The organism is Nostoc sp. (genome assembly GCF_036916735.1).
GTDB lineage: Bacteria > Cyanobacteriota > Cyanobacteriia > Cyanobacteriales > Nostocaceae > Nostoc.
The window spans coordinates 29,583-50,450 of record NZ_JBALFV010000041.1; the positions used below are offsets into that span (position 1 = coordinate 29,583).

A 20,868-nucleotide genomic window follows, 5' to 3' on the forward strand; every position below is an offset into this window, starting at 1 on the left:
AATCATTGGTCATTGCAAAGGACAAATGACTAATGACTAATAATAAAACTTTATGAAATCGCAATGGGAATGTTTTCTGCAAAATCTTGGTGTATGGGAAGGTTCATTTACCAACTTTTCTCCTGAAGGTACACTTATAACCGATACTCCTAGCCATCTTTCTCTAGAAGGGTTAAATAATAACCAGACAGTGCGTCTAACTCTGAGTCGTTCGGGAAGAGATGATGTAATTAAAGAATATAGTTCTGTGGGAGGGGGTCTACTTTTTTTTGAAAATGGTTCATTTTCTGAAGGTTCAATTCAGCTAGGACCATTTTCAGAATTCGGTGCGGAACTCGCTTTTGTTTATGAAAATCGCCGCTTACGTCTGGTGCAATTGTTTGATAAGACTGGTAATCTAAGTAAACTAGTTCTAATTCGAGAACATCTAGCCAGAACCTCAACAACAGAATGTCCACCTTTGCAGATAAATGACTTGTTGGGAGAATGGCAAGGCCAAGCAGTAACAATATATCGAGATTTGCGATCGCCTGATATTTACTCTACAACTTTGAAAATACAAGTTGATGATACTGGGCGATTAATTCAAAGTACTTCTTTTGAAGAACGTACAATTACCTCAACTGCTACCATCAAAGGTTCCATCGTTCTCTTTGACCAAGATCCCCAAAAGCAAGTACAAGTATTATTGTTACCTGATGGCGCTTCTGCAACTTCTCCTTTAAAGGTGCAATTACGTCAACCATTATTTTTGGAAGCGGGTTGGTTAATCCAGCCAAACCTGCGCAAAAGGATGATTCGCAGTTATAACGATAAAGGCGAATGGGTTAGTTTAACATTGGTTACTGAAGAAAAAGTGTAAGGGATTTGAGAGTGCGATCGCTTATCCCCGGTAATTTCGATCAACACTTTCTAATCAGACTAAATCTTCTTCAGATAACTGGGCTATTTTCATTAAGGTTCGCAACGTTCCAATCTTTAAATCTTGATTGCGATGAATAGGAATTGACAGTATTTTGTCTACTTCAGAGTTTTCATAGATTATGATGACTGCCAGTAATTCTTCGCAAAACCCAACCTTTTTGTTCTACAATTTTGCACAATTGTTTGCCAGAAACAGATTTCATACAGCAATTTCAACAACTTGATCGGTTGAATCAACTGCATTACTACTGTTGGCAACATCAAGCCAACCTTTTATGGCATCCTTCAGATTAGCCATAACCTCTTCCATCGTGTCACCTTCAGTAATGCAACCGGGAAGCGCGGGAACCTCTGCCCAATAGCCCCCTTCTTCTGCTGAATGAATGATTGCTTTTATGTTCATTTTCTTAACTTATTGATCCATCTGTAAAATAACAAATAGCAGTTAAGCCCATTATCGCTTATTTCAGATGAATCATAAATCTTGCGACGCTGAATAGCCCGTCGTAAATATCGCACTTATGATGATGGAAGTGGTTAAGATTGTGAGTGGAAAAAGATGTTGGGTTTCCTAGCGTTAACCTAACCTGCAATATTAGCGATCGCACTAGAACATATTTTCATCGTACCTGAAGAGAAAATGAGCGATCGCCCTATCCATCTCAGATAGATTATGTTGCTTACTCAACACCTTTACAGTTCACCAGGGGCGTATAAGCAGTAAGCATTTCCTTTGTCAATATAAAGGACTGCGTCACCGAACAGCCGATCGTAGACATCGCTTCATTACTCATCTGCAAACCACTTTTCGTAGTTGCAACTCATCAGCATTTGCTTGACGGAATCAATGACCTAGAATGCTCATCCAGGCTTTACAGTTATCCGAAATGCACCGACGTTATCTGAGTACCAAATAAGTGGAATTGATTCTTGAGGTATTTTGTAAAGACTACTACCATCGCTAGCTAGTTTATCAGAAGCTTTGACTAGAGCGTCAAAATACTCTTTTGAAGCATCAACTTCCGAAAATGGAGATATGACTGCATCATTAATAATAAATGTCAACCATCCGTTTCTGACCGCAGTTAATGTTGACTGGTTAAGCTTTGTAACAACTTCTAAATCACTCAGTTTTAAACTGTAATCATTTATTAAAACTTTAACTGGATCTTTCGTTGCTAGAGATTGATCAGGCTTTTGTAATTTTTCCCCTGGTAGCACTACCGCCAACAACATACCCCAGTTCAAATCGTTGCGAAGTTTACACTGATCAAGACGGAATGGACTTTGAATATCTTCTCCATCGGGACCAGTCCAATTTCGACGAAAGACTTTATCTTTCTTAAGTCGGTCTTTGACTCGTGGAGATCCATAGAGTTGCATATCTTCACTAGGAACTTTTCCAGTCTCCATGTTTTGAACGATGAAATACCTTACTTGGTCTATAAAATTAACAATTTGATCTGATGCAAGATGGACACGCCCTTCAGATTCTAAAAGTACCTTTTGACCTTTCTCTAGATAAATTCCTGAATTTTGTAATCCGGCGGTTGCATCGATTGTTACATGACCACCTAAAGTGCTGTTATTTACGAATAATGGATCTCGTTCTTTGGCAATGCCAGCAATGAATGCAATAACGATAAGTGTTAATAAGAAAAGACTTGTGATGATGAAAACTCTCTCTCTTTGTCTTGGGTCTGCATTCCTGAAAAATATGAAGGCAACAAAAGTAAAAACGAGCGCAACCAATGCAATTATCCCAAAAAAACTTCCTGATTTTTCGATAATTGCGGGAATGTTTTGTACAAGACTATCCACATTACCTCTCTACACAGACTATTGGAATGTTTTTCTTACTACACATTTATACCAAGGAACAAGCACGTTGCAACGCTTGCTTAAGTAGCTTTTGATATTTTTTATCCTCAACCCGATAAGCCCCAAACCTCTCCAAATGCGGATTCATCATTTGGGCATCAAAAAACACAAATTTCCTCTGGCGCAATCTTTCCACCAACTTTACCATCGCTACCTTCGAGCCTTCAGGAATTCGGTAAAACATCGACTCTCCAATAAAAGCCCCACCGATAACAATCCCTAAAATTCCCCCAGCTAATTCGTCACCCTGCCAAGTTTCAAAACTAAAAGCATAACCACTCTGGTAAAGTAGCCAGTAAATCTTTTGTAATTCCGGTGAAATCCAAGTTGTCTCGCGGTTAGCACACCCAGCCACCACTGCTTGAAAGTCCCGATTAATAGCCACACTAAAACGCTCTTGATTCAAGACACGCTGCAAAGACTTAGGGTAACGGAACCGTTCATCCAGAGGAATAAAAGTTCGATCGCGACTTCCGTACCAACTCAGGCGATCGCTATCATCAGCCATGAGAAAATAGCCTTGTGCATAACCCTCAACAATAGCCGCGATATCATATTCCATAAATAAATATAAAAAAACACTCTTAGAAACGCAATTTGATGCTATCAATCATCCTTTGCGTTCCTGTGCGTTTCCCTTTGCGTCCCTCTGCATTTAAAATAAAAAAGATGACTCAACCAATTCCACCCATTACCCTACCACCGCCTGAAAATCCGTTGCTCGAAGGTGAATGGTTACGAGAACGCTTACAACGGTGGCTGGATACAGAATTTATCCCCGAAGCAGTCAACCAAAATATTGCCCAACGAGCCGCACAGATTTTTGTGCGTCAACGGATGGAAGGAGAAAACGACCTTGGTTCTCTGGTAATTGCCATTGTCACAGAGATGCAGTCGTATGATTTTTCCAATAGCTTTTATGGAGAGTTTGCGATCGCTAACGCCGTCAGCGATCTACTCTTAGAAAGTCTGGGAATTGATAAATGTTGTGGTCAATAATATTTTGTCATTAGTCATTTGTCCTTTACCAATGACTAATGACTAATGACTAATGACTCTTGACTACCAACTAGACTTAACAACTCCGGGTAAAAGACCTTCATGCGCCCATTCTCTCAGCACGTTCCGAGACAGTCCAAAATCGCGGTAAACACCTCTAGAACGACCAGTCAACCAGCAACGATTGCGGTGGCGAGTGGGCGCACTATTCCGGGGTAGCTGTTGAATCTTCCGGTGGATTTCCAACTTATCTAGGGGAGATGCTGCACTTTTAAAATCTTCCAAAAGAGCTTCCCGCTTGTCAGCATACTTTTCTATCAACTTGGTGCGCTTTTTCTCGCGCTCAATCATGCTCTTTTTTGCCATATATTCTCTAACTTATTTAAAGACACCGTTTTCCATTCTACCCTCTCTCCATCAATTCTGCGGTTCTTATAGTCGTTTCCCCTATAATCACTGGATTATTAGCAGCAGGACATAAATCAGCAAGTTCACAAGCAATGCAGACGGGAGAGCGGGCTTTACAAATAGCACGACCGTGATAAATTAGCCGAATTGACCAATTTTCCCAATCAGGCTGAGGCAATAAACTCATTAAATCTTGCTCAATTCGAACGGGGTCTTTTGCTTGAGTTAAACCCAAACGTTCGCTAAGGCGCTTGACGTGAGTATCTACCGTCACTCCAACATTAATGCCATAACCATGACCCAGGACTACATTTGCTGTCTTCCGCGCTACACCTGGAAGCTTTAATAATTGCTCCATTTGGTTAGGCACAACAGAGTCAAATTCGCTAACAATCATTCGACAGGCGGCTTGAATGTTCTTGGCTTTATTGCGATAAAACCCTGTTGAACGCACCAAGCTTTCTAATTCTATCAAGTCAGCGATCGCTAAACTCGCAGCATCAGGAAACCGATCAAATAAAGCTGGTGTAACCTTATTCACTCGTTCATCAGTACACTGAGCAGAGAGAATCGTTGCCACCAACAATTGTACTGGTGTTGAGTAGTTCAAAGAGCAAGTAGCATCTGGATAAAGACGCTTCAGCCGAGCTAAAATTTCTATCGCTCGTTGCTTTAAAGGTAAAAGTTTCTTTTCCCTATTCCCCACTCCCTACTCTCCACTCCCTATTTTTACTGAAACAATCTTTGTACCCACTCCAATTGGCTAGTTAATTGGGTGGTTTCTTTGACTATCAGAAAAATTCCTAACCCTAAGAGTAACACCAAACCTGTTTGCATTACACCTTCTTGAATCCTCGCAGGTATAGGCTTCCCGCGTAAACCTTCAATCAGCAGAAAAGCGAGTTGTCCGCCATCCAAAGCTGGTAAAGGCAAAATATTGATAATAGCCAAGTTAATACTGATAATTGCCGCAAAAGATAACAGGTTTACGCTATTGTCATCAGCTAATTTTGCACCAATTTTAACAATATTAACTGGCCCAGAAACTTGTCCAGCAGTTTGTTGAAAGTTGGTAATCAACTGCCCAAAACCGCTAAGTGTACCAACAAATAATTGTTGAAACCTGTTAGCAGCAATGCCAAAAATTTCAAAAGGACTATTAGGACGGCGATAAACTGCTGTAGCATTTGGACTAAGTGCCACACCTACTACACCTTTGCCATCGGCTCCCAGTTTTGGTGTTAATTTCAGAGTTTGTTGTTGGTTGTCACGTAAAATTTTCAGTTCGATTTGCTGATTGGGATGAGTTTGAATTTCTTTTGTCAGCAAAGGAGTTGACTTTTCAGAAGCGGGGAGTTCTTGACCGTTAATAGCCTGAATAATATCTCCTTCCCGAATTCCTGCTTGATAGGCAACAGATTCTTGATTAATAGGCTGTACAACAACACCTGCTTGATAGTTTAATTCTTTGGGAATGCCGACGATACCCAATTGCAGAACTAACACCAAATAGGCAAATATTAAATTTGCGATCACTCCGGCACTGATAACAATCGCCCGGTCTAAAACTGGACGGTTACGCAGCAGATTTGGGTCATTGGGTGGAACATCGCTATCGGGGTCATCATCGGGAAAGCCCACAAAGCCGCCCAAGGGAAAAGCGCGGACAGCGTATTCGGTTTGTGAACCTTGGTACTTCAAAAGAACTGGGCCAAAACCTAAAGAAAAACGGTTAACGAGAATGCCTTGAGAACGGGCTGCAACAAAATGTCCCAACTCGTGTACCAAGATCAAAACAGCCAAGACTGCGATCGCTGCTAAAACTGACATAGAGTAAATTAGTGAAAATATTAAGCTATAGTTATCTCCATTCTAATTGGGCATTGGGCATGGGGCATTAGGCATTGGTAAAAGACAAATGACAAATGACTAATTACAATACTTCACGCCCCAAGTAAGGTTGCAGCGCTTCTGGTATCCTCACTGTCCCATCAGGTTGTTGATAATTCTCCAAAATTGCTGCCATAGTCCGTCCCACAGCTAAACCTGAACCATTTAGAGTGTGTACGAACTGAGTGCCTTTCTTCCCCGCCTCTTTGAAACGAATATCAGCCCGTCGTGCTTGGAAATCTATAGTATTGGAACAGCTAGAAATTTCGCGGTATTTGCCAGAAGAAGGCAACCAAACCTCTAAATCATAAGTTTTGGTAGAGGCAAATCCTAAATCCCCAGTACTTAAATTTACTACTCGATAAGGCAACTTCAACGCCTGTAAAATTGCTTCTGCATTCTCTACCAATTTCTCCAATTCATCAAAAGAGGTACTGGGTTCGACAAATTTCACCATTTCCACCTTGTTGAACTGATGGAGACGAATTAATCCCCGCATATCGCGCCCATAGCTACCAGCTTCGCGGCGAAAACAGGGAGTAAAAGCACAGTGGTAAATAGGTAAGTCTTCAACAGCGAGAATTTCACCTCGGTAGAGATTTGTAACTGGAACTTCCGCCGTCGGAATCAGCCACAAGTCATCATCAGCGCATTTAAAGCTTTCTTCCGCAAACTTGGGTAACTGACCAGTCGCCGTCAAAGAGTCGGTATTCACTAACAGAGGCGGACTGACTTCCACATAACCAGCTTGAGTATGGAGAGTCAGCATAAATTGAATTAATGCCCTCTCCAATGCCGCACCAGCGCCTATCAAAGTCACAAAGCGACTTTGGGCAACTTTCACAGCCCGCTCAACATTGAGAATACCCAGCTTTTCGCCAATTTCCCAGTGAGGGAGAATATTCGGATTTTGGGGAATATACTCATCACCCCAACGGCGTACTTCTACGTTATCTTCCTCATTTTTACCAAGGGGTGTAGAGTCGCTTGGTAAGTTGGGAAGTGCCAACACAAGTTGGGCAATTTCAGCTTTGAGGTTTTTTTCCTGGGGTTCGAGTTCGCTCAATGTAGCTTTGACAGAGTTACCTTCATCCCGCAAAGCTTGAATTTCTGGGTCTTGAGGATTGATGCCAGATTTAATCTTCTGCCCGACAATTTTACCAATTTCGTTGCTACGAGCTTGGAGTTGACTGCGCGTTCCTTCAAGTTCCCGTTGTTGCCGATCTAACTGTAATATCGGTTCAATGTCGTATTTACCACTACGACTATTCAATCGTTCTTGAACTAATTGCGGATTTTCCCGTATTTGCTTGATATCCAGCACAGATTTTTCTCAGTTTTTAGCCTATTATCTTCCTGCCAACACATCAGCATATACTGATTTTGGCTTGCACGAGCAGAAAAGCAAACATAAAAGTTGTGCCCTGCCAATCTTACCAGGGCTAGAAAAATTTAAAATCCAAAATTTGATATTACTCCTCTGATTTTCTAAGGACGGTTAATGCGATTGAGCAACCAAAGCGATGCAATAACCCCTGCAAAATGTGCTGAAACAGTGTTAGTGTTTGCCTGCACCACAAGCATATCTAGACCACTAATAATTCGGGTGGGATCAAAAAATTGCGTAGTTATAGCTTGTGGGGATATGGATCTTGCTACCAATGTACCAACGATCGCTTGCGCCCCCAAAAGAGTTACCAGCGTTCCCCCTAAATTCACCCACAGCCCTAAGCGTAATACTTGCACAGTCTCGCTTTTGCGAGGGCGGTTGCTGGGATTAGAGGATTCCAATTGCTTGCCAATTCTAGTGTAACGGTAAGCTAAATAAATGCCCCCGCCCAAAATAACCAGTCCACAAATTGCTAAAAATACACCAAAGCCAGTCCCAGGATTATTAGTAGAACTGCTAGTTCTTTGATTAAAGATGGCGAACAGCAGCACAATTATGCTAGAAATAACGCCTAGTACTAGCTGAATCCAGAAGCTAATCCAGCCTATAAGGCGAAAAGTTTGAGCAATTGCCCGCAGAGTTGAGGAAGATGATGGAGCATCGGGAGTTTGTGACATAAACTGTAATCACCAATATGCTGGGCGCTTGATTAAGGAACGCGAGGACAAAAGGACGCAAAGAGTTCTTTACCCACATCCCCGGGTTTCCCCATCTTCTTTGTGACAATTCAGGTCATCTGGAAAACCTCACTTCTATTTCTCTCTCCTTGTAGGCGAAAGACATTGAACTTCCCCCTTTGCGCGTCGGGAAGGGGGTTAGGGGATTAGGGGGTTAGATTAATCGTTCGCTTTTCCATATAACCTGAATTGTCAGGTCTTCTTTGATAAATTTACTATCACGCTTGCCATAACAGACAAAAGATTCTCTTGTTCAGAAAATTAGTGATGGTTACTGCTTAAGTGTTTTCACTGGCGTAACAGCTTTAACCCAGACATATCCCTGAGCGTAGGCTTTCAAAATTCGCATTAGGAAAATCACTGTAAAACAAAGTGTTTATTAACTTTTACAGACAAAATAGCATTTTACCTGTAAAATTTCTTCGATGGCATTTTATTGCTTAAGCAGTTCTAACTAGTTTGGCATCACTTAACACCAAGATAGTGACTTTGCCAGTGTCTGTTCGCTCCTCAACACTCGTATCGAGTTTGAGTAGGGATACACTATTTTGTGCCCCTAAAACTCCCAAACTCGTCCCACAACTTCACAGGCGTGGGTAATTATTTCTTATTTACGCAATGGATATCTAGTCTAAGTAGCTTTATATATATTACTCACTTAGAGTAGCACTATATACTGACTACAAGGATTGTAGACCCTACCTTAAGGCATTTTTTTAGCCATTCACTAACCATGAAACTTGAGGATATATATCAATTCTTTGAGAATCCTCCGCCAACTTACCTTTGTCAGGAAGTAGCAGTTTGTTACATACTGTCTGTTTTGTTACAAGGTGAATCTTACGGAACCGAGTTAATTGAGCAATTAGAAACTGAATATCCAACCTATAGGCTTTCAGATACCGTACTTTATAGTGCAATCAAATTTCTGGAAGATGAAAGGGCAATCACTGGATATTGGAAGAAACTCGAAGGACGAGGACGCCCCAGGCGAATGTACCAAGTTTCTCCAGAATGGCAAGTTCAAGCGCAGGATTTAGCTTTTCAATGGCTTGACTACGTAAACAGGAGGATAAAGTAACGAATAATTGATAATGAATAAGTCTCTTCCAGTCAAACAATAACAATTAGTTATGGATACTGCTATTCTGCCATCTACGTTCCTGCTCACCTTGTTGTTATCAGTTGGGCTGTTTTTCTTTATTCGTGCTTCGACTAAAGACCGCATAAAAACAGCACAACTGGTATCTGAGCAAGACGAAGCTGCTTTAATGTCTCAATTAAAAGAGTATTTTCGCTCGCGGTCTTACCGAGTGGCAGAGGTAGACCGAGAACAAAACAGAGTGATTTTTGAAGGTAATGTCCGCCCCAGTTGGTTTTTAGCTATATTTTTAACTCTGCTGGCAGCGACTGGTATTGTTTGTCTATCACTAGTCGTATACCTGCTTTTTCCTAACCTCAGTACCTTTGTTCTGGCTATGGTACTGCTGTCGCCTTTAAGTGGTCTATTTTATTGGAAAAAATCTGGAAGACTTGAGAAGGTGTCGCTCAAAGTAGAATCAACTCAGAGCAAACAAACATCCTCAAGTAAAATCACTGTAGTTGCCCATCGAGATGAACTCAGCGAGTTACAAAGGATTCTACACCTCAAGGCTGGTGAATAATTGTTGGTTTTTATAACCATCTCTTAACTATGATATGCAGACTTCTGACCTGACATACTCTTTGGGCAATGGAAAGTAGGAAGGAGGAAATCAAGACTTCTACTTTGTCAATTTTCCCCACGACACAAGTCGTGGGGAAAAATTTAAATTCATTAACTTAAATTTGTTGACAGAGCTTGGTTAACAATTTACGGCATAAGAGCGCAACTTCACTAGCGCTTTTGCAGGCGCTTGCCTCTATACCTACTCCTTGTGTACTATTCACACTAGTACAGGTCGGCGGAAATAAACCTACCATTTCATTACAGCCAGAAAGCCTAAAATTAAAGCATGAGTGACTTTTGAATTTTGACTTTTGCCTTACAGTACTAGTATTAATCCATGCAATCTAGCGTGGTTTGACACAAGTTGATTTTCCAACTACCTGGACTAGCCTTAAAAAGCAGATCAGCTCCAAACTAAAAAAAAATTAAATTTTGCATAAACTTAGCAAATTTGCCAGTTAATGATAGTCAGGAGCCACATTCAATGCGCGAGATGATCGTTTATGGTTCACCGACTAGCTAAAGCAAGAGGTTCTTGACCTGGTGAAGGTTCTAACACCCTCAAGCTAGGAAACAAAAAATGGTTTTCCTCTACGTATTGAGCACCAAAGAGTCCCTTTTCTGCCCAGAAATAACGGTCTGTGGTGTGTTCATTTCGCTTTACGAGTAGCAACGCAGGTGGCAAAATACCTTCAGCTTGAATAAATCTTCTCGCTGCTGTCACAGGTTTTTCTTCGCCACTTTCGATGCTATATTGAGGCACATGTTCCAAAATTCGCCGTCCTTCCTGACGACGACGACTCTTCCTTTTGCGTCTCCTTGCCAATCTACTGTCCTCCTCTTTCAAGCTATAGATTGTAGTGATAGCTACAAAATCCGTCGTCATTATATAAGTTCTAGTTCAAAATATCAATAGTTTTTAACCTTTTAATTTAAAAAAATTAATATCTTTAGAGATAGGGAAAACAAAACTACCATTCGGATATAATCCCTTGGTACAAACCATCACTAAAAAGATTTTAGTTAAGCTTTATTAAATGGGTGAGGTAAAAACTAAGTATCCTCTTTTAATTATGATGCCTCAAAATCTGTAATATTGAGCAAAAGCTAAAAAATGTTAATGTCTGCCAGTTCCGATTTTCTTGCTCTATGTCGAGAGCAAATAGCGCTGCTAACCCAAGGGCTGGGAGCAACTTTAAGTATTGTGTACCTGACACAAGAATTGGTAGAGACTCCTTTGGGTGAGGCCAAACTGATTCCTGTGGTAATTTACCCAGAAACTGCATTATTAGTACCAGGGGAAAAGACTACTGAACCGACAGTACAGAAACAACTTCAAGTTGAAAATGTGTTTATATTACCCAATCAACAAAGAAGGTTATTGACAGCAGGATCGGAATCTCCAACCTCGTCATCGAAGTCTGAGATACCAGATGCGTCTCAACCTCATCTAAAAGAGGAATACCTATTTAGTGGTAACCAAATAGTCTTACCTCTGGTTTATGAGGGTGTGATGATGGGGTTATTAGTGACGGGTAGGAAAGATCGGGTATGGAATGAACACGAGGAAAGTCAGATTCAACGGATAGCCCAAACACTGGCGATCGCTTGTATTTTAGATCAACGGCGAGCATGGTTTGAGCAGCAGTTACATGAGCAACAAGTTCTCCAAGAAAAACAGCGAGATTTGCTGGATAATTTGTTGCATCAGTTTCGTAACCCTTTAACGGCATTGCGGACTTTTGGTAAACTGCTATTAAAAAGGCTTAGACCAGCAGACACCAACCGAAATGTAGCAAATAGTATTGTGCGAGAAAGCGATCGCCTGCAAGAATTGCTGCAACAATTTGATCAAGTAATTGACTTAACAGAGGCAGATTTAGCATCACTACATCTCCCCCAAGAAGTATTTGTGGAAGCAACTATCCAAAAAGACGCTAAACCGCCGTTATTATTGCCGGGAACAGGAGATAAAGCAGTTGATAGCTCGTTAGCAGATATATTAGAACCATTATTTATATCAGCCAAAGCGATCGCACAAGAGCGAAAGCTAAAACTAATAACTGAAATTAAACAAAATTCACCTCTAGTACGTGCCAACGTCAAAGCATTACGAGAGGTATTAACTAACATTATTGATAATGCTTTGAAATACACTCCTACGGGGGGTAAAATTTTGATTCAGGCGGGGCAAGAAAAGGCTAATTTTCAGGGAATTGTCATTAGTGACAACGGACCCGGCATTCCCCCTGAGGATTTAAAACATCTTGGAGAACGGCATTATCGGGGTGTACAAGCGCAAACAGAAATCCCCGGCACTGGTTTAGGGTTAGCGATCGCTAAACAATTAATAGAGCAAATGCAGGGCGAAATCGAGGTTTTCAGCCCTGCAATCAACTCTAAGCTAACTTCACCTAATGCGCCGGGAACTACATTTATTATTTGGTTGCCGAAAGTTGGAAGTTAGTTAGGAGTGAGGAGTGAGGAGTTAGGAGTTTAAAGTTAGGAATTTGGAGTTAAGAGTTTTCAATTAAACGTTGAACTTTAGTGTTACCCAACAATTACAATACTTTGATCCATTTCTTTATGAGGCTGCGCCAAATTTTCTTTCTTCCTTTGTGTCCTTTGCGTCTTTGCGGTTCGTTCCTTATATAATTTGGCGCATCATTATACAGAATTGGTATGAGATGTTGGGTTTCGTCCATCAACCCAACCTACATTCGGCTCATATTTTTTGTGAAATGGTATAAGCTATTAAAAATCAGAAAATACCTGCCAGCAGAGCTAGCAAAAGGAAAAAGTTTAATAAACTCATTATCGATTAACGATATTAAATAAGTAGATCGGTGTAAATATTTATCGTTAGGATGAGGCAGAAAGCAGGAGGAAAGAGGGTTTTACCCTCATTTATTTTTCTTAACATAGTTGTGTTTTTTCCGACCGATTTACTTAAGTATTTTAGAAAATATGAATATTGAGTGAGACGATAGAGAGATTGAATAGTTGCTGAAAAATAGATTTTTTAGGGTTAAAAATGAAGGCGATCGCCGACTATAGTTAAAGTGGCGATCGCCTATTAGAGGTAATTAAAATCACGACTTGAATTGAGTTACGACATAAGGCAATTAATTGTTAGGGTTTGACACGACATAAGGCGAATTAATTGCTGGGGCTTGATTAGAACTAACCAGTGCTTGGTAGATAAAAGCTGCAACCTGGGCGCGAGTAGCAGTTGCAGTTGGATTTAGGGACTTCACATTTGGATAGTTCACCACAATTTGTTTCTCTATTGCTGCTGCGATCGGGCTACGAGCGTAGCTAGCGATGTTAGAGGCATCGTTGAAATACCTCAGAGTGCTTTGGGTATTGCCACCAAAAGTATATCCCAGACCGTTGGCGAGGGAAACTAAAACCTGCTGGCGGGGAATAGCCTGGTTAGGCTGAAAGCGATTACCAGGATATCCTGCTAAGAAACCAATACTATAGGCTTGCCCAATGGCACTGGATGCCCAATATTTACTAGGCACATCAGAAAAAGCGATCACCTGCCGTTGCTGTGATTTTCGGAAAGCTTTATCGATCATAGCGGCAAATTGAGCGCGTGTCACAGGTTGTTCAGGGCGGAAAGTACCATCAGGAAATCCGGCAATAACACCTCGCTGTGACAATTGTTGAATAAATTGTGCCGCCCAATAGTTAGATGAAACATCAGAAAAAGCAGTAGTTTGAGCCGAAGATGAATTAGCAGTTTGAGCCGAAGATGTCGGAGAGCATCCTGCTTGAATGGGTTTATTTTGCACAGTATAAGTTATTGGTTCACAAACTATGCTTGCCGACCTAGACTCTACATTCCGCGTTGGCGGATTTTGTTTATCTAGCTTTGAGTTCCAATCACTATATATTTTTTCTATAGTGGGATGCTTATTCAAAAACTCTGAGTCGGCAACAACATCGTGAGGTCCCTTAACACTTATCTTAGAACTATTAAGGTAAATATTATAGTCATAACTAACGTTTTGAGTTTTAAAATTAGTGTTAATAGGCTTGTCCGGATATGCATAGAGAATGTTATTTAAAATTTTGACATCGGATGAATTATTAGCAAATATTTGCCCATCTTGAATTTCTGCACTCTGATTGTTTAAAACAGCAGTGTTATTTACAACATCAACATGATCGCTTAAAAATGCATGAATACCGGAACCACCATTATTATATGAAAGGTTGTTTTTAACTAAAGTACGTCCTGTATATGGACTCAAGTTTAACTTTCTCTCACCATTTCTTGAATTATCAATAATGATGCCATTTCCGTCTGTGATCCTTCCGACTGCTATCCAAGGGATATACATTCGATTGTTGTAGCTCTTGTTGTTGGTAACAAACATCTTATATCCCTGGTTATTGTCAGAATTCCAATTGTTCAACATTGAAATGCCACTGTTACCATAAACACTATACCAGGCATTATTAAACACCACGTTATTATCTACTGTGACATAGTCGGATTGAATCGCTGAAATACCTGCTCCTCCACAGTCATGCACTTTGTTGTTCACAATCCGAATGTGATGACTACGACCATTGGTTCGTCCGTCAATGTTGATGCAGTTTCCATTAGTCAGTGGGTTTACTTTGTTAGTCTTCTGACTCATCGCATAATCAAGGGTGATATTGGCATTGTTCCCTATGACCTCCAGCCCGTTGATCTCTATATATGAAGCTCCATTTGAAATCAGAATACCATTCCATGTATTGTGTTGAATTTTTGGGGAATGCCCAGGATATGCCTTATACCTAATCCATGCATTTGCAGTTCCAGAACGTTTAATATTTACTACACTCCCAGCTTTGGCTATATTTTTGTATACGCCGTTCATAATCAATACTGTATCGCCAGGGTTAGTAAGGTCTGCTGCCTTTTGAATTGTCCTAAATGCCGATGAAGTAGAGAGTCCGCTCTTTTTGTCGTTTCCACTACCACTAACATAGTATGTTTTCGGTTTTGAATTAGCGCTAATTAGCTGGTTGTTAGATAGGCTCATTTCCTTATTAGTGGATACCTGATGGGAATTTTGAAATAAAAATCCTTTTATCTTTTGTCCTTGAGTTAAAATAATTAATACTACGGGAATTGCAAGATATGCGCCTATACCGAAACGTCGAATTTCCACAAGCACAAGCTCCTTTATTGCCACTATTTAACAAAAATATCAGGATATTACGTAATTTTGAATACTCTTTTGGATAGAGAAGAAAATAGAGATGATTTTCCTAACTTCCCACATCACGCAATTAAATCAGGATTCTAATAAATATTAATAATGATTTAGACAATATAGAGGTAGAATAGTTGCTATTAAATATAATTTTTTACTATGAAAATTTAAGGCGATCGCCCAGTACATTTAAAGTTGCGATCGCCTATCAGGGGTAATTAAAATCACGACTTGAATTGAGTTAAATCTAGTAGCGGGATTGTGGTACTAAATTTAAGTTAGAATTCAGTGTGAGCTTCAAATCCTGTGCGGGTCTAAGAACAAAGGCACTTCCTTGTTTTTTCCTCAACAGCACACTTGCTCCTGCACCCGCAGCCCCACCAAGAACAGGTTTTAAATCGTCAATTTTGCGGTTACCAGTCACTAGTGAACCTAAAATACCAGCACCAGCACCGATAGCTGCATCAGTCAAAACTTGACCTGTGCTTGGCCCCTGCGAAACTTTTTGAGTTGTGGTATATGTGCGAGAACTTGCATTAATTGGCTGACGCTGACCATTAGAAAATTCTAATTCTTGAGCTACAAACCGCACACCTTTTCCTTGATTATCATCTGTAGTTCTTGAATAATAACTATCAAGGTCAACAGATTCTAGTCGTCCATTTACTTTAGTACCGGCGGGAATCAAGACATTTCTATTTCTGTCAATAATGTCATTTGCTATTCTCAAGGTCAAAGATTTAGTTTGCCCAGGAGCAATAGTGATTGTCTCTTTCTCGTAGGTAACAGGTAAAGCAACCCCAGAAGGAATGGTAACGTTTCCATATTGCCCAATTCTGTCTTGCCCAATTCTGTATTGTGCATTAGCAGGAGCTAAAGTTAACAGTGGGGCAGTCACGCTTGTGGTAACGGCTATTGCCATGAGCGCAGCAGTGCCAGATTTCCATTGATGTAGGCGAGTCATAAGTGGGTAAACCTTTGTGTATGCGATGTATTGAATGACGTGGATTCACTGAGTTTGTTTCTAAAATTTATGAAACTATAGGAGCCATTTGTGTGGACGCCTTAAGAGGTTGAGCAAACTGGCGTAACGTTGGTAGGATTTCTCATAGGTACGAGAACCGCAACAAACCTCGTTTTAGAGCCGAAAGATTTTCTAGTGTAATTGCATCCTCAAGGGCGAACACAAGCAGATGTTTTAACAGCTAATCCCTCTTTTGTCACTCTGGGGAGAGAAAAATATTATCCTTATCTTGAGACTCTGACATAATCAAGAATTGAGCGATCACATCCCTATTTTTTCATTGAAATTACCTTGTTACAAAAAAAACGTAAAAACAAGGGTTTGAGATTATTCTCTGCCGAAAGTGACAAAAGAGGGCTAATACCAATTCTTTATGAAGATGCACAGAATATTAAACGAACCGCCCTTCGGGTGACACTCCTTTGTCGCTCATAGCGTTGCTATGCAGTACCACTTTATGGAAGTAAGCGGGAGCAAAGCGTCTTTGATAGGAGAAGAGAAGGCTTTACGCTGCACTAACACCAGTGGCTTACGGTGGCAAACCTTCCTACAGCGCTGGTGAACCAAGTACGCCTTCTCTGCAAGAGGCTTTGCCAACGGGTAGCGTCTCGTTAGAGAAGAGCGCCAAGAATAGGAGTTACTCATTTAGTGCAGCTTTACATTAAATTGGTATAAAGCTCTGACTATTTCTTCTCCAGCAATTTTTTACTAGATATCAGGTACATCCCTACAAGGAATAGACTTGCTACTGTTGTCGGTTCAGGTATTGTTTTGATTTTGGCATAAATAGCTGTTTTAGTTGTCTCTCCTTCAAGAGCCTCAATACTTATTTGGCGAAGTTCTGGATTAAAACCAGTTACTTCAAGCGTGTATTTATTGCCTTCAAAGGTAAAAGTGGGATTACTCAAGTTTTCGTCTATAAATACAAAATCTGCATTCTCTTCTTCTGAATTTGTTAGTTTATTAAGTGTATTTACTAGATGTAACTTGAAGTCAAAAACTTGGCTAATTCCAACGGGGGGGCTGAAGGATACATTAAGATTTAAGGGTACATCTTCAACGCTTGTACCATTAACTACCGTTCCATTAAAATAAGCTAAATCACCTATTTTGAATACAGAGTTAATATCAGTTGAAAACGAATTTCCCGTAAAGGTAAGTTGATTTGGGGCTGTTATTCTACACTTACTAGCAGGATTGGGATTTGGTAAACACACATTAGCATCACCCCAAGTAAATGTGTTGTTTCCCACACCTGTGTATATGGGATTGGGATTTGTATCGGTGTTTCCTGGATTAGGTTCTCCCCATCTACCAGTAAAAATACCAGAAAAAGTTAAAGCATCTGCTTGGTCAGAGAAACCAAGTGCTATGGTCGCACCCATAAGAAAACTAGATATAGCAGTCGCAAAAACCAAACTTAGTTTCATAACTTAAGTATCCAAATTTAATTTTGGAGCTTTTTTAAACTATATATTCAGTCTAAACTAGTAAATTTACTTAAAACGCGCTGATATCTTACTGAATTTAGACATTACAAAATATTATTAAAAAATTTATTTTATTAAGTTAAGGTTATGATGTTACAAAAAAATGTTTTACTAATTTGTAATTAGTAAAAAAGTAATTGCGATCGTTACCTTACTTGGTTCTTCAATAAATTGTCAAGTCAATATAAAGTTACTTTTTTTTACAATCCCCGCGCTATTGAGACGAATGTGATTCATTGGTCAAATTCAAGGAGAACCAACTGCAAGGGATAAAAAAGCGTGTAATTCCAACCGAATCTTAAGAATTTGAACAACAGCTAAGGCAATACGGTTCAGTTAAGAAATTTATGCGTTGAGGTAGGCAAGGGAGGAGAAAAAAGCTTATCTCAACCGTATTGAAAGCTAAGGGAGTAGGGTAGAAGACAAGGGGAAAAATTCGTTGCAAGTTTTCACTCAAGTCACCTTGTCCTCTTTTCCCATTATCTCCCCTCCCTCTTTTTCAAGGGTTTTCGGTATATGCTTTATAGCTTTGACAAAATCTTTGGCAACAACTGACTAGGAACTTTAGATAAAGCCAGATTTTGTCCCTGTATGCCTAATTCATTATGAAAAGCACGAATAGTTTTCACTATATAATTAAAGGTTGTTTGATAAGCTTCGGGCTGTTTGCTTAATCCGTTTAAGGCTTGTAAATGCTTATCTAATGCTACTTCTAGGTGTTGAGAACGTATTGCTTTGTCACCATTAAATGACTGATCTATTACTAGCTGATAATGTGCCAGTCCCAAGCTATTATAAGAGGCAAGCAAATCAAAACTTAAAGGAGTACCGCTAAGTGAGTCAGCCAAGGCTATGGCCTCTTCGTAAGCGCTGATACATAGTTGCAGATATTTTTGCCGTACCTCTTTAGTTGTCTGAGATAGGTTTGCTAAATGCCAGTAGGCAGTACCGAGATTGTTTTGTGTAGCAGCGCAGGCGCTAGGAACATTGGCTGGAGTGCGATACTTGAGAGCTTCGGTGTAGACATCTATAGCTAGCTGAAGATTTTGGGTAGGTTGTTCGTATTGTGCTAGATTCCAACAGGCGGTGCCGATGTTGTTTTGAATCATGCCATACTTGAGTGGTTCCTGTTCGGGGTTGTAGTGTATAAGTGCTTCGTTGTAAGCTGCGATCGCCTTCTTTAAATGCACAATCGGTTGGTTGTATTGCCCTAAATGCCAGTAAGCAGTACCCAAATTGTTTTGGCAAGCCGCATACTTTAATGAGTCCATATCGGCCGTACGGTAGCTAAGTGCTTCATTGTAAGCTAAAATTGCTTGCTGCCAATTTTCAGATGGGTGAGAAAAACGAGCTAAATCACCATAAGCTGTCCCCAAATTATTTTGCACACGAGCGTAAGTTTCTGAATGTGTCTGGGGCGAGATCATCTTTAACGCCAACTGATAAAATTCTATTGCCTGCTCTATATAAGTTTGTCCTTCCTCAGAATTGGGCGGTGTACGGTATAGTATCCAGTAGAGTGTACCCAAATCATTTAAGATATCTGGGAGTTGTGGTGAGGTTTCGTCGTAGCTAATTGCCTCTTGATAGGCAATAATTGCCACCATCAGATTTTCTAAGGTTGACTCTCCTTGCTCAATACGAAGACGGTATAAGCTGCCCAAGCGATGATAAGCTTCTGCTAGTACTTCTCCTGGAACTTGCTTTTGGTGTAATTCTTCAATCTCCAACAAAAGCTGCTGCGGTTGTAAGTAATCCTCTGTACGTTGAGCAATATTTGTATTTATTGTTGCTATTACTAGCTCTGTTAACTCGCTACTAATATGAGATAAAGACGACAGCGATTGATTATTATTTCCGCTACCAGACCTATTACTAGATTCCTGCTGTTGTGGTGGCGCAGCTTTCAATAAATCAGCTGTTGATGGCGAAACTTCCTGGGTTTTATATCCGCCATTCCCTTGTGTTTCTGCCGAAAAATCGGAATTAGTCTTCAAATTGAACTTGTTACCTGTGTTTCTGAGTTCTTTTTGGGTAACTGATTCATCTACAATCGACTTATCAATATAGCCTAAATCCAAGCTTCTGGGACTAGAAAAACGTTCTGGATAACCTGAATTCTGAGTCGCTGGTGTGGGTTCTCCGGCAAACACAAATACGCCAGTCCGACAACGCCAAAACTGTGGTGCTGATTGCTTGATAGCAGATAACCAAGGACGCGGTATCCACAACAGCAAGTTAGATTCAAAGAATTGGCTAGATTCTTGTCCAGAGAAATATTGTTCGCTTAAGCGGAGATGATGCAAAAATAACCGTTGTGTAGCGACTGGTTGCTTAGTGAGATGCTCCACGCCGACAATCTGAAATGCTGGTATTGGAAAAGGTCTTCCAGGGGTATCTTTTGATGCTCCAACAATTGGCGGTGGATAGTTTGCCAACCATTGATTTATTTGAAGTATGGGATTGGGATCGTTTAAATTCAAACGCAACGTAACTAATCGCGGATAAGCTAAAGTGCTATTTTCCTGGGCATTTGATGGTTGAGATAGCACTTGTCCAATAGGATAAGCCAATGTAGAATGCAAACGAGTCGCTACTTGATTTCTCAAGTGTAAATCATCACATACTAATAAAAAAAGTTGTCGTCGTAAGCCAAGACTCAGAGCAAGCTTCAATCGTTGGTATACTTGCCGATTCCAAGTATAATTATCACTTTGTCTAGTATCATTCACGCTCATGGCGGCTAAAGAGCCAAAACACAATACATATTACCTTTCTCGGCGTATCCAAGTGGGCTAATCTCATCATAGAAATGATTTTTAACCTAATGCTGTGCTGCTTAGGATAAATTGAGCTTTTCAGTTTTAGTAAAATAAAATAGTATATAATTATACTCTAATTTCTAATTCAATTTTAACAAAAAATAAAAAAGCAGGCTCCTTTTAAAATCGGAACCTGAAAAAGTATCAAGAAAATTAAATTTTATTAAAAATTTTTGTGATCAACCGCTCTTAGAAACAAAGAAAGCAACTAGAATCAAGCCGCCAACCAGAACTGTAGCAGCGATTCCTAGTAAAAGATAAATTCGCTTTTGGCCTTGTGTGAGGGGTTCTGCTTGATAAATCTTTGGTTCCCGAGCAAAATTATTTAGAAGGCCGCCTTCTTCGTTTGTATAGGGCATGAATTAATTCCTTTATA

Annotated in this window: 18 protein-coding genes and 2 pseudogenes; 5 read left to right on the plus strand and 15 right to left on the minus strand. The window is 40.2% G+C overall.

Translation table 11 applies throughout. From position 1 onward, the window contains the following. Positions 1-52 precede the first annotated feature (52 nt). Positions 53-862, plus strand: a complete 810-nt coding sequence (locus V7L20_RS10040) for a DUF3598 family protein (protein WP_334743936.1) — start codon at positions 53-55, stop codon at positions 860-862. 54 nt (positions 863-916) lie between these two features. Here V7L20_RS10040 and V7L20_RS10045 read toward each other — a convergent pair. From V7L20_RS10045 to aat, 4 genes and pseudogenes are all read right to left on the minus strand, one after another. Continuing rightward, positions 917-1,127: pseudogene (locus tag V7L20_RS10045) on the minus strand (type II toxin-antitoxin system HicA family toxin). Continuing rightward, a complete protein-coding gene (locus V7L20_RS10050; RefSeq protein WP_334743937.1) occupies positions 1,124-1,327 on the minus strand; it encodes a type II toxin-antitoxin system HicB family antitoxin in 204 nt (67 codons plus the stop codon). The pseudogene V7L20_RS10045 and the gene V7L20_RS10050 overlap by 4 nt, the downstream one beginning before the upstream one ends. 458 nt (positions 1,328-1,785) lie before the next feature. Further along, positions 1,786-2,745, minus strand: coding sequence for a hypothetical protein (locus V7L20_RS10055; RefSeq protein ID WP_334743938.1), 960 nt, complete (start codon positions 2,743-2,745; stop codon positions 1,786-1,788). A 46-nt stretch (positions 2,746-2,791) separates the two neighbouring features. Further along, the gene (aat, locus tag V7L20_RS10060) at positions 2,792-3,367 is read right to left on the minus strand and encodes a leucyl/phenylalanyl-tRNA--protein transferase (RefSeq protein ID WP_334743939.1); all 576 of its coding nucleotides are present in this window, start codon (positions 3,365-3,367) and stop codon (positions 2,792-2,794) included. Positions 3,368-3,474: 107 nt separating this feature from the next. Between aat and V7L20_RS10065 the strand changes: the two genes are divergently transcribed. Next, complete coding sequence (locus tag V7L20_RS10065) at positions 3,475-3,804, plus strand: hypothetical protein (protein ID WP_012410384.1); 330 nt, start codon at positions 3,475-3,477, stop codon at positions 3,802-3,804. A 63-nt stretch (positions 3,805-3,867) separates the two neighbouring features. On the opposite strand, the gene rpsN is transcribed toward V7L20_RS10065, so the two are convergent. From rpsN to V7L20_RS10090, 5 genes are all read right to left on the minus strand, one after another. Then, entirely contained in the window at positions 3,868-4,170 is a 303-nt protein-coding gene (rpsN, locus tag V7L20_RS10070; RefSeq protein ID WP_334743940.1) for a 30S ribosomal protein S14, read from the minus strand. Between the two features lie 37 nt (positions 4,171-4,207). After that, a complete protein-coding gene (nth, locus tag V7L20_RS10075; RefSeq protein ID WP_334743941.1) occupies positions 4,208-4,918 on the minus strand; it encodes an endonuclease III in 711 nt (236 codons plus the stop codon). Positions 4,919-4,941: 23 nt separating this feature from the next. Beyond that, on the minus strand, positions 4,942-6,042 hold the full coding sequence (gene rseP / locus V7L20_RS10080; RefSeq protein ID WP_334743942.1) for an RIP metalloprotease RseP: 1,101 nt from the start codon (positions 6,040-6,042) through the stop codon (positions 4,942-4,944). A gap of 103 nt (positions 6,043-6,145) precedes the next feature. Beyond that, entirely contained in the window at positions 6,146-7,426 is a 1,281-nt protein-coding gene (gene serS / locus V7L20_RS10085) for a serine--tRNA ligase (RefSeq protein WP_334743943.1), read from the minus strand. Positions 7,427-7,590: 164 nt separating this feature from the next. Further along, positions 7,591-8,169, minus strand: a complete 579-nt coding sequence (locus tag V7L20_RS10090; protein ID WP_334743944.1) for a DUF3611 family protein — start codon at positions 8,167-8,169, stop codon at positions 7,591-7,593. 793 nt (positions 8,170-8,962) lie between these two features. Between V7L20_RS10090 and V7L20_RS10095 the strand changes: the two genes are divergently transcribed. Further along, complete coding sequence (locus V7L20_RS10095; RefSeq protein WP_334743945.1) at positions 8,963-9,310, plus strand: PadR family transcriptional regulator; 348 nt, start codon at positions 8,963-8,965, stop codon at positions 9,308-9,310. Positions 9,311-9,362: 52 nt separating this feature from the next. After that, positions 9,363-9,893, plus strand: coding sequence for a cofactor assembly of complex C subunit B (locus V7L20_RS10100; RefSeq protein ID WP_334743946.1), 531 nt, complete (start codon positions 9,363-9,365; stop codon positions 9,891-9,893). A 552-nt stretch (positions 9,894-10,445) separates the two neighbouring features. Here the strand turns inward: V7L20_RS10100 and V7L20_RS10105 are convergent. Then, positions 10,446-10,763: a DUF3155 domain-containing protein gene (locus V7L20_RS10105; protein ID WP_041566316.1), complete on the minus strand. Its 318-nt coding sequence runs from the start codon at positions 10,761-10,763 to the stop codon at positions 10,446-10,448. A 288-nt stretch (positions 10,764-11,051) separates the two neighbouring features. On the opposite strand from V7L20_RS10105, the gene V7L20_RS10110 reads away from it, so the two are divergent. Then, positions 11,052-12,404 carry a GAF domain-containing sensor histidine kinase gene (locus V7L20_RS10110; protein ID WP_334743947.1) on the plus strand — a complete coding sequence of 451 codons (1,353 nt, stop codon included), beginning with the start codon at positions 11,052-11,054 and terminating at the stop codon, positions 12,402-12,404. 673 nt (positions 12,405-13,077) lie between these two features. Here V7L20_RS10110 and V7L20_RS10115 read toward each other — a convergent pair. The 5 genes and pseudogenes from V7L20_RS10115 to psb34 form a co-directional block, all read right to left on the minus strand. After that, a pseudogene (locus V7L20_RS10115) lies at positions 13,078-13,722 on the minus strand (S-layer homology domain-containing protein); the annotation flags it as partial. Between the two features lie 1,681 nt (positions 13,723-15,403). Continuing rightward, on the minus strand, positions 15,404-16,120 hold the full coding sequence (locus tag V7L20_RS10120) for a conjugal transfer protein TrbI (RefSeq protein ID WP_334743948.1): 717 nt from the start codon (positions 16,118-16,120) through the stop codon (positions 15,404-15,406). A 743-nt stretch (positions 16,121-16,863) separates the two neighbouring features. Beyond that, positions 16,864-17,610, minus strand: a complete 747-nt coding sequence (locus V7L20_RS10125; protein ID WP_334743949.1) for a choice-of-anchor K domain-containing protein — start codon at positions 17,608-17,610, stop codon at positions 16,864-16,866. A 581-nt stretch (positions 17,611-18,191) separates the two neighbouring features. Beyond that, complete coding sequence (locus V7L20_RS10130) at positions 18,192-20,408, minus strand: tetratricopeptide repeat protein (RefSeq protein ID WP_334743950.1); 2,217 nt, start codon at positions 20,406-20,408, stop codon at positions 18,192-18,194. Between the two features lie 263 nt (positions 20,409-20,671). Continuing rightward, positions 20,672-20,851 (minus strand): photosystem II assembly protein Psb34, encoded by a 180-nt coding sequence (gene psb34 / locus V7L20_RS10135; RefSeq protein WP_334743951.1) that lies wholly within the window; start codon positions 20,849-20,851, stop codon positions 20,672-20,674. Between the last annotated feature and the right edge of the window lie 17 nt (positions 20,852-20,868).

What these genes read in the sequence shown, in the direction of transcription:
- V7L20_RS10125 (WP_334743949.1), bottom strand. Translation starts at nt 17,610, where the DNA reads ATGAAACTAAGTTTGGTTTTTGCGACTGCTATATCTAGTTTTCTTATG.
- V7L20_RS10050 (WP_334743937.1), bottom strand. Translation starts at nt 1,327, where the DNA reads ATGAACATAAAAGCAATCATTCATTCAGCAGAAGAAGGGGGCTATTGG.
- V7L20_RS10100 (WP_334743946.1), top strand. Translation starts at nt 9,363, where the DNA reads ATGGATACTGCTATTCTGCCATCTACGTTCCTGCTCACCTTGTTGTTA.
- V7L20_RS10065 (WP_012410384.1), top strand. Translation starts at nt 3,475, where the DNA reads ATGACTCAACCAATTCCACCCATTACCCTACCACCGCCTGAAAATCCG.
- rseP (WP_334743942.1), bottom strand. Translation starts at nt 6,042, where the DNA reads ATGTCAGTTTTAGCAGCGATCGCAGTCTTGGCTGTTTTGATCTTGGTA.
- V7L20_RS10130 (WP_334743950.1), bottom strand. Translation starts at nt 20,408, where the DNA reads ATGAGCGTGAATGATACTAGACAAAGTGATAATTATACTTGGAATCGG.
- V7L20_RS10090 (WP_334743944.1), bottom strand. Translation starts at nt 8,169, where the DNA reads ATGTCACAAACTCCCGATGCTCCATCATCTTCCTCAACTCTGCGGGCA.
- V7L20_RS10095 (WP_334743945.1), top strand. Translation starts at nt 8,963, where the DNA reads ATGAAACTTGAGGATATATATCAATTCTTTGAGAATCCTCCGCCAACT.
- aat (WP_334743939.1), bottom strand. Translation starts at nt 3,367, where the DNA reads ATGGAATATGATATCGCGGCTATTGTTGAGGGTTATGCACAAGGCTAT.
- V7L20_RS10040 (WP_334743936.1), top strand. Translation starts at nt 53, where the DNA reads ATGAAATCGCAATGGGAATGTTTTCTGCAAAATCTTGGTGTATGGGAA.
- V7L20_RS10110 (WP_334743947.1), top strand. Translation starts at nt 11,052, where the DNA reads ATGTTAATGTCTGCCAGTTCCGATTTTCTTGCTCTATGTCGAGAGCAA.
- rpsN (WP_334743940.1), bottom strand. Translation starts at nt 4,170, where the DNA reads ATGGCAAAAAAGAGCATGATTGAGCGCGAGAAAAAGCGCACCAAGTTG.
- psb34 (WP_334743951.1), bottom strand. Translation starts at nt 20,851, where the DNA reads ATGCCCTATACAAACGAAGAAGGCGGCCTTCTAAATAATTTTGCTCGG.
- V7L20_RS10120 (WP_334743948.1), bottom strand. Translation starts at nt 16,120, where the DNA reads ATGACTCGCCTACATCAATGGAAATCTGGCACTGCTGCGCTCATGGCA.